Source organism: Chryseobacterium endalhagicum (assembly GCF_016745235.1).
Lineage (GTDB): Bacteria > Bacteroidota > Bacteroidia > Flavobacteriales > Weeksellaceae > Chryseobacterium > Chryseobacterium endalhagicum.
In genome coordinates this window covers 715,775-728,818 of sequence record NZ_JAELVM010000003.1, presented here as the reverse complement: position 1 = coordinate 728,818, position 13,044 = coordinate 715,775, and the positions used below count along the sequence as shown (strand labels likewise).

Here is a 13,044-nt window from a genome sequence, read left to right as displayed (position 1 = left end):
AGGTTAAAACAAGAACGGTAAATGAGGAGTAATCGTATGATTTGTTAAGATTTAGTTAAACAATCATTTAATTTTAAAATAAAATTAACATATTGATATTCATTATTTTACAAACGGGTTATGTGTTAAAATCAATGCAAAAGCTTCCCTTGGCACGATTTTTACAGCTTATTCGATTAGTAAAATTTAAAATTAGAGTTATGAAAATGTTAAAACAAGCAATATTACTGGCTGGAATCTTAACAGCAGGTATCGCAAGCGCACAGAACTCAAAGATGAATAACATGATCAAGGTAGGCGCGAATGTTGGTTTAGCAGTTCCTGCAGATAACTTATCCGCAGCTGCAGGGGTAGATGTATCTTACCAGAACCTGATCACTCCCGGCTTTGGACTGGGTATTGCAACAGGGTATACTCATTATTTCGGAAAAGATAACAACGGTTATAAAAACAATGATGTAGGCGTAGTTCCTGTAGGCGCTTTGATCAGAATCTATCCTAAACAGACTGGTTTCTATTTTGGAACTGACTTAGGATACGGTTTCCTTGTAGGAGATGATAAAGTAGCTTCCAACAGTTCTGTGGACAGACCGGACGGAGGTTTCTACATCAAACCGGAGATCGGATACCACAACAGAGACTGGAATTTCTTCGTACAATACCAAAAAGTTTTTGTAGGAGATAAAGGCGATATCGCCGGTCAGGACTACAATGTGGGGAATATCGGAGTAGGTTTCGGATACAATATTCCATTAGGGAAGTAGTAAGATTTATATATAAACAATTATTAGCCAAACCTTTTTATGAAAATGAAAAGGTTTTTTCCTTCCCTGCAGGATTTACCAAAACTATTGTTATATTTGATAAAATTTGAAGGTATGATTTTGAATCCAAAATTTCCGCTTTATTTACCAGGAGTAGAGAACAGTAATAATGATAATGTTACTATCATTGGAGCAAGTCTCCGTGAAGATATAACCATCTTAGGCTATTTTGTTTCCAGTAACGGAGGTCTTGAGATAAAAATTCAGAATGAATATAGCACCAAAGACTATACTTCATTTTCTGATATATTGAAACAATTCATTCAGGATAACCAGCTGCAGAATGTTCAGCGTCTGGCCATGGCTGTACCGGGACCGGTAATTGACGGGAAGAGCAGCCCTGCAAGATTAGGCTGGGACCTTGATATTGAAGAATACACCAAAGGTTTCGGATTTGAGAAAGGAGATATGCTGAATGACCTTGAAGCTTCTGCTTACGGTATGGCACTTCTTGAAGACAGCGATCTTGACCCGATCTATACCAGCGGACACCTTGAAAAAGGAAATGTAGCGATCCTGGCTCCCGGAAACGGACTGGGTGAAGCCGGATATTTCTTTGACGGAAAATATCTGAGACCTTTTGCTACGGAAGGAGGCCACTCGGAATTCTCACCGAGAACGAATGTTGAGGTTGAGTTTTACCAGTTCCTGAACAATATCTACGGGATTGTGAGCTGGGAAAATGTACTTTCCAAAACAGGTCTTTTCAATATTTACAGATTCCTAAGAGACGTAAAAAGACATCCGGAACCGGAATGGCTTGCTGAGCGTCTTGCCGGAGGAAACTTTGCAGAAGAAATTTACAAGGCGGCAGTGGAAGAGGATGTTTTAATCTGTAAAATTGCTTTGGATACTTTCCTTGAATTCCTTGCGAGAGAAGCCAACAACCTTGTGCTGAAACTGAAAGCTACCGGAGGACTTCTGATTTCAGGAGATATTCCGCAAACGATCAGAGAATATATCGATAAAGGAAAATTCTATGATAAGTTCAAGATCAGTGATAAGATGGAAGGCATGTTGAAAAATACACCGCTTTATCTGATCAAACAGAACCACACGGCATTAAAAGGGGTCGCGCTCTATACCGCTTATTACCAAAATTAAGATACCAAACTCCGAAACTTTTCGGAGTTTTTTTATGGGATGATATTATTCATAAAAATAATTAATATTATTGATATACATCAATGAAATCTATTAAATAAGTAGACTATATTTGCACCGTTAAACAAGTAAATAACTTATTCAAAAATGAAAAAAATATTCTTATTGGCAGTTGTAGCCAGTGGTCTTGCATTCGGACAGTCAAAGAAAGTAGTAGCATCTGATGTACACTGGTGGGGGTATAAAGTAGCAAAATCTGAAGCAAGCTCTCACGACGGAACCGTGAAAGTAAAATCAGGAGATATGATCATGAAAGGAAACAACCTTGTAGGAGGAAGTTTTGTTCTGGATATGACGTCTATCAATGCAACTGACCTTTCCGGAGAATATCAGCAGAAACTGAACGGGCACCTTAAGAACGGTGACTTCTTTGAAGTTGAAAAATTCCCTACTGCTTCTTTCAAAATCACTTCTGTAAAGAAAAACAGCGATAAGATTTATAATTCTTTAGTAACAGGAAACCTTACTGTTAAAGGAAAAACAAGCGCGATTACTTTCCCTGCTAAAATTTCATACAGCAAAGGAGTGGTAAGCCTGGTTTCTGAAAAGTTCTCTTTCGACAGACAGAAATTTGATGTAGCGTACAAGTCTACCATGCAGGATGTTTTTGTGAAAGATGACATTGAAATGCTTGTAAAGGTAAGTGCTAAATAATTTAATCAAAAAAAGATTGTTAAAAGTGTAGAAGTTCTACACTTTTTTTTATTTTTGTTGAATTGTAAATAAAAAAGAATGAAAAGATTACTATTGTTTGCTATGGTGTGCGCCAGCATATCATTTGTTTCTGCACAGAAGAAGTTTGATAAGGTGTCAAAAGTGACTTCATCAGAGATCAGGTGGTGGGGATATAAAGTTGTAAAAACTGAGGCTTCTTCACATTCAGGGACGGTAAAACTGAAAAGTGGAAAATTCAATTTTGATAAAACGGTTCTGGTAGACGGAGAGTTTATTATAGATATGAGAAGCATGATGGCGGGAGATGTTTCCGAGGAAGATCAGATCAAGCTGACCAATGAGCTGAAAAGCACGAATTTCTTCGAAGTGAAAAAATTCCCGATCGCAAAATTCCACTTGACTAAAATTATTCCTTTAGCAAACAGTGAGTACAATTCAACCATCTACGGTGATATTACCATCAAAGGCGTGAGAAAAACCATTACTTTCCCTGCCAATGCTTATGTAACGCAGTTTACAGTAGTGATAGAATCAGCTAAATTCTCATTGAACAGAAGAGACTTTAAAGTATTCTACCAGTCTTCATTAAAAGATTATTTCATCAAGGACGAAATGGATTTTCAGTTCAAAGTTTCCACAGAAAAACTGGATAACGACAACAGGGTTCCTGTGAAGAAAAAGAAATAAGTTTAAATACTACAATATAATAATGGGCGGTTTATCAACTGCCCATTTTTTTTGATACTCCATTAAACACTAATTTCACAAATATTTTTTCACGAATGACACTAAATACATTTGACATACTGGTGATATTTGTGAAAAAGCATTTGTGGTATTTGTGTTAAAAAAAATCAATTAAAGTATCAAGTCTATCTTCAAACTCTAAAAACCTTTAATCTTTTTAACAGCTCAGAACCTCACTGAATTTAATCTATTTTTCCTAAATTAGTCCTATGAAAATTTATGTAGTAAGCGGTCTGGGAGCAGATTTTAAAGTGCTGGAAAGACTTGAGTTTCCGGAGAACTGCGAATTGGTTTTTATAGACTGGCTCATTCCTGAGAAAAACGAGCCCTTTCATTCCTATGTGGAAAGAATGGCTGAAAAAATAGATGTTTCCGAGCCGTTTTCTCTGCTTGGATATTCCTTTGGCGGCATTATGGTCCAGGAAATCAATCAGCTGAAACCTGCCCAGAAAGTGGTGATCATGGGAAGCATCAGATCAGATAAAGAAAAATCTAAATTTATTAAAACCGGAGAAATCACAAAACTTCCGCGAATACTTCCTACAGGCATGTTTAATGATAAAGCGGCGAACGTTTATTCTGTGGTGAGAAAACTGTTTGATCCCAAAAATCCCAGAATTCTCCAATATTTCAGGGTCAGAGATCCATACTACCTGAAATGGTCGGTGGAAAAAGTGTCCGAATGGAAGTTTGAAGAAATCCCGAATGTGATCCAGATATTGGGTGACAAGGATATTGTATTTCCTATTAAATATTCAAAACCGGATTATGTGATCAAAGGGGGAACCCATCTCTTTCCAGCTACAAAATATAAAGAAGTTTCTAAAATATTGAAGGAGGTGTTTGTGTGAAAATGAGCTTTTTTTAAATTTTTGTTTAATTTTTTAAGGGGTATTTTTTAAAAATAATATGTTTTTATAAAATTTATATTTAATTTTGATAGGGTTAAATGTAAATTATATGAAAGTTGGTTTAAAATGGATCGTTTCATTTTCGGTCATTACCCTTGTTGCATTCGGGGGATTACTCTGGAGCCCGATTGTAGATTTCCCCAACAACGGAGAGTTTCTCAGTGAAGATAAAATCGTAGGCGCAGATGTAGCCTGGATTCTTGCAGCAGCAGGCCTTGTACTGCTTATGACGCCCGGCCTGTCATTCTTCTACGGAGGAATGGTAGGAAAGAAAAATGTAATATCCACGATGCTGCAAAGCTTTATTGCACTTGGAGTTATTTCTATCTTATGGGTGGTTGTCGGCTTTTCACTTTCGTTCGGAGATTCTCTGGGGTTTGAAGTGAATGGAGTGCATTACGGAATTATCGGAAATCCTTTGAGTTATCCTTTTTTCAGTGGAGTAGGTGTACTGCCTCACAAAATGATGGCTTCTACCATTCCTTTCGTATTGTTTGCCCTTTTTCAGATGAAATTTGCCGTCATTACACCTGCTCTTATTACAGGATCTTTTGCCGAACGGGTACGGTTTATCTCTTATCTGCTGTTTATGGTCCTTTTCAGTATTTTCATCTATACACCGCTTTGCCATATGGTGTGGCATCCGGACGGACTTTTAAATAAATATTTTGGCGTAAAGGATTTTGCAGGCGGAACAGTTGTGCATATGAGTGCCGGTTTTGCAGCGCTGGCGGGTGCTTTAGTGCTGGGCAACAGAAAAAATCCACATCATGAACCCTCCAATATTCCTTATGTTCTTTTAGGAACGGGAATGCTGTGGTTCGGATGGTTTGGGTTCAATGCCGGATCTGCTTTAAGTGCCAATGCCTCGGCAGCCATGGCTTTCGGAACTACGACGATAGCTTCCGCTTCCGCAATGATGACCTGGATATTTTTTGACAGGATCAACGGGAGAAGTGTTTCTGCATTGGGAGCTTGTATCGGAGCTGTGGTTGGTTTGGTAGCCATTACTCCCGGTTGCGGTTTTGTCACTATTCCGGAGAGCCTTTTTATAGGATTTGCCGCCGCTATTGTTTCCAATCTGATGATTAACTGGAAAGCATTGAAGAAAATAGATGACACCCTGGATGTTTTTGCCTGTCATGGAGTAGGAGGAATTATGGGAATGATCCTGACTGCTGTTTTTGCCCACGGTGAAAATGCCAGTCTTCTGCATGGAGGAATTGAAGTTTTTGCCCATCACATGGCAGCCTTGGTTCTTGTGTCCGTTTTTACGTTTTTTGGTTCCCTGCTTTTATATAAAATCACAGACGTTATGATCACGCTCAGAGTTTCCGAAGAAGCTGAAAATAAAGGGCTTGATATTTCCCAGCATGAAGAAAGCCTGAAATGGTAAATTTAGGGTCATTAATTCACTCATAAACCTGATTTCATACTGGCAGTATTAATATTTATCATGTATCTTTGTTTTAAGTGGAAAATGAAAAGTGATTTATGGAATCAATATCGGTTTTTGAGATTATTAAAGTAGGAATAGGCCCGTCCAGCTCACATACGATGGGGCCCTGGAATGCAGCGTCTGCATTTATCAGAATTATAAAAAGAGAAAGGTCTATTGCAGAGGTAAAGGAAGTTTTCCTTGAATTTTTCGGTTCACTGGCAAAAACGGGGATTGGGCATGGAACTGATATTGCCGGAATGCTTGGGCTGAACGGAGAAGATTTTACAACCATCAATACCTCAAAAATTGATGAAAAAATAGAAAAAATAAAACAAGATCAGACGATTAAGCTTGGTGGAGAAAAAGAAATTCCTTTTATCTACGGCTATCATCTGGTTTTAAATATGCATAAATCCCTTGATTTTCATCCCAACGGTATGATTTTTAAGGCTGTTTTTGAAGACGGAACCGAGCTTGTTCAGGATTTTTATTCTGTAGGAGGTGGTTTTATTGCCAGCCAGGAAAAAAATTCCATCCAGAAACAATGCGTACGAACCCTGTACCCGTGTCATCACGGTTCGGATATTATAAAATATTGCGAAAAGCTTGGATTTAAAAGGTTTTCAGATCTTATCCTGATCAACGAAGAAAGCTGGAGATCCCAGGAAGAAACCCGACAGGAAGCCCTGAATATCTGGCGAAATATCAAAGAATGTATTTACAAAGGCGTTAACAAAGAAGGCATCCTTCCCGGAGGCCTGAATGTAACCAGAAGAGCGGCAGGAATCAACAGAAAGCTTTTGGGCGATAAGATCTATAAAAATATGGATGAATGGTTCCAGCTGGTGGTAGATGCAGAAGAAAATTTCACGAATATCAATAAATGGATTGCGTGTTTTGCCCTTGCTGTAAATGAAGAGAATGCCAGTTTCGGAAGAATCATCACAGCACCTACAAATGGGGCAAGCGGTGTAATTCCTGCCGTTTTAATGTATTCACAGGCGTTTACCGAGTTTGTAAGCGATGATGATATTGTAAGATTTTTACTGGTTGCCGGAGAGATCGGAACTTTATTTAAGAAAAATGCTACCATTTCTGCGGCAATGGGCGGATGTCAGGCTGAAATCGGGGTTTCATCAGCGATGGCTGCGGCCGGGCTTACAGAAATTTTAGGAGGAAGCATAGGACAGGTGTTGATGGCGGCGGAAATAGCCATGGAGCATCACCTTGGACTTACCTGCGACCCGATCAAAGGGCTTGTGCAGATCCCATGCATCGAAAGGAACACAATGGGAGCCATGAAAGCGATTACAGCTGCCAATATTGCCCTGGAAAGTGATCCTACGAAGGCAAAAGTAACGCTGGATGAAGTAATCCAGACGATGTGGGAAACTGCATTATCCATGAGTGACCGTTTCAAAGAGACTTCAGAAGGTGGATTGGCCATTGCGGTGAATGTTCCGGAATGTTAAGCAATAAAAAGGCGAGTCAGCTGACAGGTAAATACCTAAATACCTAAAATACTTAATCAAAAGGGCAAAAGCGATTTTAATGAATTACTTTTGCCCTTTTGCTGTTTTGTCTTTTACTTTCTTACCTCAAAATTCCTCTGATTCTGTTCGCATTGGTAATAAGCTCTTCCAGGTACTCATAATTTTCTTTTTCCAGAGCAGCTTTGAATTTTCTAAGCTGGGTAATATGCTCATTCAGAACATCCAGGACGTTTTCTTTATTCTGCTTAAAGATCGGAACCCACATTTCCGGGTGAGATTTTGCGAGACGTACCGTACTGGAGAAACCGGAACTGGCAAGCTGGAAAATGGTTTCCTCTTCACGCTCTTTTTCCAAAACGGTATTGGCCAGCGCATACGACGTAATGTGTGAGATATGGGATATATAGGCTGTATGGATGTCGTGATCCTGTGCATCCATGTAGATCAGGTGCATATCCAGATTTTCTGCAACTTTTTCAACTAATTGCAGGGCATCGGCGGCAGATTCTTCTTTATTGCAGATCACTCCGGCTTTACCGGAAAAACTGTCGGAAACAGCAGACTGCGGACCGCTGTTTTCTGTACCCCACATCGGGTGGAATGCCACAAATCTTGAACGGTTCGGGTGGTCTTTTACAGCATTCACAATTCCTGCTTTGGTAGAGCCTGCATCCATCACCGTCTGTTTGTCGGAGATAAGATCAAGCACGCTGGGCAGAAGCTTTCGGGCGGCATCTACCGGAATGGCAAGAATAATGAAATCAGCGTTTTTAATTCCATATTCGAGATCTGTACCGGCATCAATAATACCAAGCTCCAGTGCTTTGGAGATATGCTGCTGATTGTTATCAATTCCGTAAATGAAATCCGCAATGCCTTTTTCTCTTAATTTTAAAGCCATTGAACCACCGATTAAACCTGCACCGATAATACTTATTTTCATCTTTCTAAATTTTTTAAAATAAAAAACCCCGTCCCAGGACGAGGTTTTAAGTTATGTTCATAAGAATCCTAGCCCAGATCTGAGTTAATAATTCTATAATAATATGTTCCGTTATTAAAATTCACAGAGCGAAGGTATAAAATATTTTTTAAACTCAGGATATTTTGGCTTAAATTCTTATTTGAGATATCAGATTTAAGGGTTCATTTTTAATCGGCGCTGTGTATAATGAGCCTTTTAACGTCCTTGTTCTGCTGTTCCAGACTTAAAGTGGTTACGCCGCCTTCAAAGGAAAATTCAATATCAGTTTTTTTAGGAGTCACCGTATAACTGATGGAAATAAGGCCATCCTGATTGATTTCTTTAGTGATATTTTCTTTGGGAAGCTCCGTCAGCAACAGCTCTGATTTTTCTATTTCTTGATCTTGTATTGTCGTTTTGTAGACATCAGCAATATGGGCATTGCTAAAGATGCATTCCTGTTCCGTTTCGTATTCTATCTGTTTCTCGGTGCATTTTTTTAATGCGGGGATTTCCTTCTTTTCAGAAGCCGTTTTATTTTCCACAGCAATTGCTTTTGCTTCAGCGGTATCTTTTTCAGCCGTTAAGGTTTCAGTTGTTGTTTTTGAATCGTTTTTACAGGCTGTAAAAATTAGTAGACTGATACACAAGAAGCTTATTTTTTTCATGAGTGTGATTTTAAATTTTTTGGTCAGCAAAGATATGATTTTTTATAACTCTGATTGTTGAGAAAACGTGCATTAATAATAGAATGATCATTATTTTTAAGCCATTATAATTGATATTCTTTGAGCCCGGATTTATTCACGCAGATTTTACGGATTAAGCAGATTCACTATACTTTTAAGCATGTTTTTTCTTATCCAAACACCTGAAACGCAAACATCTGTGCAAATCCGCGTCATCTGTGGTTAAAAACAACAACAAACAGAAATTTTCCGTAGATAAAATACATTTCATCAGATGATTATGTAGGTAAAGAATTGCTAGATTTGCAAAACAGCCCAACCCAAACACAAAAGCCATGAAAACCATCCTTTTTTACACCTTACTCATTTCAGCAGCAGCTTTCAATAGAGTTCATGCAGCTATTGACTTTCAGATTGTGAAGAAATCTGTTACTGTCAGTGCATTACAATCGGATACCATCAAGATCAAAGAATCCTTTAACCAGGAAGACATTGCTGTCAATGAATTTTTAACAGACAGACTGAAACCTATCCGCCGAAATTTTAAAAGAATCAATTCCATTACCAGATGGAGCTCCATCACAAAAAGAGACGTAGAAGGAGAGTCGGCAGAAGGCGGTGAGGCCGTATTTTACAGGCAGAAAGACCGGCTTGAAAAAATTAATGTAAGGCTTTACGGAGAAATGGGGCAGACGCTTACGGAGTATTATCTGCTTAACGGCCAGCTATCTTTTGTTTTTGAAAAGATGTATAAATACAACCGGCCTTTGTTTTATGATGCCAAAGCCATGAAAGAAAATAATGATACCGAAGCTTTTGACTTCGAAAAATCAGAAATAGAAGAAAACCGGAACTATTTTGAAAAAGGAAAACTGGTTCACGTACTCAATAGTCTGGATTGCGGCGCCCCTTTCAGCGGTGATTATATGATGGAGGAGGAAAAGAGAATCACTGAGCTTTTTAACAAGCTGTTGAAACTGTCAAAAGAGAAATAATGTTTAATGTAACAATGTAACAATGTAACAATGTAACAATGTAACAATGTAACAATGTAACAATGTCAAAAACTAATGAACCGAGTACGTTATTGGTAAACTGTTATACTGTTACATTGTTACATTATTTAAGGATTAGAGATAATTAAAGTCGATGGAATGTCAGACAGCCAGAGACTTTTTGTATCGAGCAGGTTTTTCCAGCTTTTGGCACTGATCAGCATCAGGTCCTGGGCATCAAGAAATTCTTTCTCAATCTTCTTTTCGTTGTATAGTGTGATGTGATTCGGGGCTACCTGCTCAATACTTCGGATAAGTTCTTTCACCTCAATATTGCTGCGGATCTGTCCTGCCACATCTAAAATAATAATCTGGGAATTGTTATTATTGATGAGCCTTTTTGCATATTCAAGCAGGTAAAAATCGCTTAAATTAAAGATAGGAACAAACACCTTATCCGCGGACTGGAATTTCTTGTCAACCAGAACTCCCACCGGGATTGTGGCTTTATCCAAAAGCTGAAGCGTAATATCGTCAAAAGGAGAATTGTTGAAAATATTTCCTTTTCCTTTTACCGTATTTAATAATTTTTCAGGATTAATGATTTTTGTTGTAAAACCTAGCAGTCTTCCCAATAAACTTCCTTCATACATTGATTTTCCAAGCATGATCAGCAGAAGATCGTAATTTCCTCTGTTTGTAATACTCGCCAGATCACTTTCAACATCGGTAGAGGCTTTAAAAAGAGTCGTGATTTCCAGGTTAAGTTCCTGTGAGGTTTCAATAACATCTTTGAACTGATCCTTTTCATAATCGTTGATATCGAACGCGTGAAGTTCATCTACAGGGGCAATGTGAACGGCTGTTACACTTTTATTTCCATTCATTTTACGGGTAAGATTGTCTGCCAGATGGAGCAGGGTACTTCCCGATTTTATGGTTTCAAAAGACAGAAGGACACGGTATTTCGAGTCGTTTTCCTCTTCTGTTTCATCTTCTATCATTGATTTTTTACCTTTAAAAAGATAATTGATCAGATCAAGACATGGTCCCGTCATAAACGTGGTAAATAATGCCATGATCACAAGCATTGCAAACAGTTCAGGGCCTAAAACACCAAGATCATACCCGATATTCAGAACGATAAGCTCGGTAAGCCCTCTGGTATTCATCAAGGCACCAATCGTGAGACTGTCTTTCCAGCTTAAATTCAGGAATTTCGCGGCAAGTGCACTTCCTACAAATTTTCCGATTACTGCGGTTAAAATGATTAACCCGCCTATTTTCCAAAGGTGAGGATCATTCAAGAGCCCGATCTGTGTTCTTAATCCCGTAAATACAAAGAAAAGCGGAAGTAAAAGCACCAGAGCAACATCTTCAATTTTCTCTATAAAAAGATTTCTGAATTTTACATTTTCAGGCATAATGGCTCCGGCCATAAACGCCCCGAAAAGTGCGTGGATTCCAATAACTTCTGTAGCGTAAGACGAAATAATCAGGATCAGGAAAAATACTGCAACAAGTGATTTGCTGATAAAGCCTTTTCCTTTCTGGGATTCAGCGATCCTGGCCAGGAATGGTCTCACGGCTTTGATCATGATGAAAACATACAGAATCGCCATTAAAATCACGAAAACGGATCCTGAAAAAGAGCCTGCTTTCACCACTGCTATAACTGCCGCCAAAATACACCAGGCTGTAATATCGTCTGCCGCGGCGCAGGTAATCACTACGGTTCCTATTTTGGTCTTGTGAAGATTCCGTTCCTGAACAATTCTTGCCAGCACGGGAAATGCCGTGATACTCATGGCAATGGCTATAAAGAGAGCAAAGGAACTGAACTGGATGCCTTCCGGTGCAAATTCCTTATAAATCAGATAAGAAAGCCCAACGCCCAGTGCGAAAGGTATAATAATACTGGCATGGCTGATCACCACAGCATCATGAGCTTTTTTTCTCAAAACACTCAAATCAAGCTCCATTCCTACGATATACATAAACAGAATCAGACCGATCTGGCTTAAAAACTGCAAGTTTGGCAAAGATTCTTTAGGAAAAATAAAAGCTGAAAGTTCCGGAAAATACAGTCCGAAAAGGGATGGGCCCAGAACAATACCTGCAATCATTTCTCCAATTACGGAAGGCTGTTTCAGTTTTACGCAGATCCATCCGAAAAGTTTGGCAACCAGAATAATGGTTACGATCTGAGCAAGAAGAAGCGCCAAAGGATGATGAAGATTCGTCAGAAAAGAATCTGTGAAGTTTTCCCACATCGTAGCGCCTGTGGCTTTGCTGGGAGTAATGTTTTCCCCTATTTCCAATGTCTTACCTTCAATAAAAAACCAGTACATAAGGCATGAAAAGAATGCGATGGTACTGATATAGAAGATAATATTTTTGTATTTCCCCAAATTCATAGTCCGTTAATTTTAGTGTAAATTTCCAAAGAATATGTTTATGTTAAATACTATTCTTTTTAAAATGTAATAAATGTTCTAAAAAATGTAATAAACTCGTTTAATAAGTCAGGAAGCTTGAGGCTGGAAGAGGGAAGTTATTGAAGTTCTAAGGCAGAACTCCGCTGCATTGTTATTAAATTTTTAAAGTTCCTCCATCCAATTTTACCAGAACCATTGCCTTCTTCCAGTTTTCAGCCTCAGATTATCTGAAAGAATAGCCAAGTCCTGCGCCCACTTTCCACGAGCCGTCTTCTGAAGCCGTTTTTGAATTGTAATAAACCGGTATCTGAACCGCGATCTTTTTGTAAATTATGGTAAGACCAGCGCCGAGAGTCGGCATAACCGGACTGTTTTTGGTTCCGGAAGAGCGGTCCTCTTTAATTCTGAGCGAAGGAAGCATTCCGGCCATAAGTTTGAGGCTGTTATGGGTAAAACTTACGTTAGGCCCTGTAAAGTTGATAAAAGCCCCATGATCCACATATCCGGCCACGGCAACTCCATCGAAAAAGGAAGCTTTGATCCGCGATCCGGTTTCCTGTGAAAAGCAAAGCCCGGATATGAGAATTCCCACTGCATACATACAATTTTTCATGATACAATCATTTAATCAGCAGCAAAAATACACTGTGAAACTGGCTTAAACAGGAGGATGTAATGAAACTGCCGTATTCTGCAGCAAAAC

At 38.9% G+C, this 13,044-nt stretch carries 12 protein-coding genes; 8 read left to right on the top strand and 4 right to left on the bottom strand.

The window, feature by feature from the left end:
- Positions 1 to 200 precede the first annotated feature (200 nt).
- From JET18_RS18820 to JET18_RS18790, 7 genes are all read left to right on the top strand, one after another.
- Complete coding sequence (locus JET18_RS18820; protein ID WP_202093658.1) at positions 201 to 764, top strand: hypothetical protein; 564 nt, start codon at positions 201 to 203, stop codon at positions 762 to 764.
- Between the two features lie 114 nt (positions 765 to 878).
- Positions 879 to 1,928, top strand: coding sequence for a glucokinase (locus JET18_RS18815; protein ID WP_202093657.1), 1,050 nt, complete (start codon positions 879 to 881; stop codon positions 1,926 to 1,928).
- A 147-nt stretch (positions 1,929 to 2,075) separates the two neighbouring features.
- Positions 2,076 to 2,642, top strand: a complete 567-nt coding sequence (locus tag JET18_RS18810; protein WP_202093656.1) for a YceI family protein — start codon at positions 2,076 to 2,078, stop codon at positions 2,640 to 2,642.
- Between the two features lie 78 nt (positions 2,643 to 2,720).
- The gene (locus JET18_RS18805) at positions 2,721 to 3,350 is read left to right on the top strand and encodes a YceI family protein (RefSeq protein WP_202093655.1); all 630 of its coding nucleotides are present in this window, start codon (positions 2,721 to 2,723) and stop codon (positions 3,348 to 3,350) included.
- Positions 3,351 to 3,619: 269 nt separating this feature from the next.
- Complete coding sequence (locus JET18_RS18800) at positions 3,620 to 4,261, top strand: alpha/beta hydrolase (protein WP_202093654.1); 642 nt, start codon at positions 3,620 to 3,622, stop codon at positions 4,259 to 4,261.
- Positions 4,262 to 4,370: 109 nt separating this feature from the next.
- Positions 4,371 to 5,717 carry an ammonium transporter gene (locus JET18_RS18795; protein ID WP_202093652.1) on the top strand — a complete coding sequence of 449 codons (1,347 nt, stop codon included), beginning with the start codon at positions 4,371 to 4,373 and terminating at the stop codon, positions 5,715 to 5,717.
- 98 nt (positions 5,718 to 5,815) lie between these two features.
- On the top strand, positions 5,816 to 7,234 hold the full coding sequence (locus JET18_RS18790; RefSeq protein WP_202093650.1) for an L-serine ammonia-lyase: 1,419 nt from the start codon (positions 5,816 to 5,818) through the stop codon (positions 7,232 to 7,234).
- Between the two features lie 121 nt (positions 7,235 to 7,355).
- Here JET18_RS18790 and JET18_RS18785 read toward each other — a convergent pair whose 3' ends face one another.
- The gene (locus JET18_RS18785; protein WP_202093647.1) at positions 7,356 to 8,198 is read right to left on the bottom strand and encodes a prephenate dehydrogenase; all 843 of its coding nucleotides are present in this window, start codon (positions 8,196 to 8,198) and stop codon (positions 7,356 to 7,358) included.
- Between the two features lie 209 nt (positions 8,199 to 8,407).
- On the bottom strand, positions 8,408 to 8,887 hold the full coding sequence (locus JET18_RS18780; protein ID WP_202093646.1) for a hypothetical protein: 480 nt from the start codon (positions 8,885 to 8,887) through the stop codon (positions 8,408 to 8,410).
- Between the two features lie 356 nt (positions 8,888 to 9,243).
- Between JET18_RS18780 and JET18_RS18775 the strand changes: the two genes are divergently transcribed.
- A complete protein-coding gene (locus JET18_RS18775) occupies positions 9,244 to 9,903 on the top strand; it encodes a hypothetical protein (protein ID WP_228728594.1) in 660 nt (219 codons plus the stop codon).
- Positions 9,904 to 10,031: 128 nt separating this feature from the next.
- Here the strand turns inward: JET18_RS18775 and JET18_RS18770 are convergent, their stop codons facing one another.
- Together JET18_RS18770 and JET18_RS18765 are read right to left on the bottom strand one after the other, a co-directional pair.
- Entirely contained in the window at positions 10,032 to 12,320 is a 2,289-nt protein-coding gene (locus JET18_RS18770) for a cation:proton antiporter (RefSeq protein WP_228728593.1), read from the bottom strand.
- 244 nt (positions 12,321 to 12,564) lie between these two features.
- Entirely contained in the window at positions 12,565 to 12,954 is a 390-nt protein-coding gene (locus JET18_RS18765; protein WP_202093645.1) for a hypothetical protein, read from the bottom strand.
- Positions 12,955 to 13,044 lie beyond the last annotated feature (90 nt).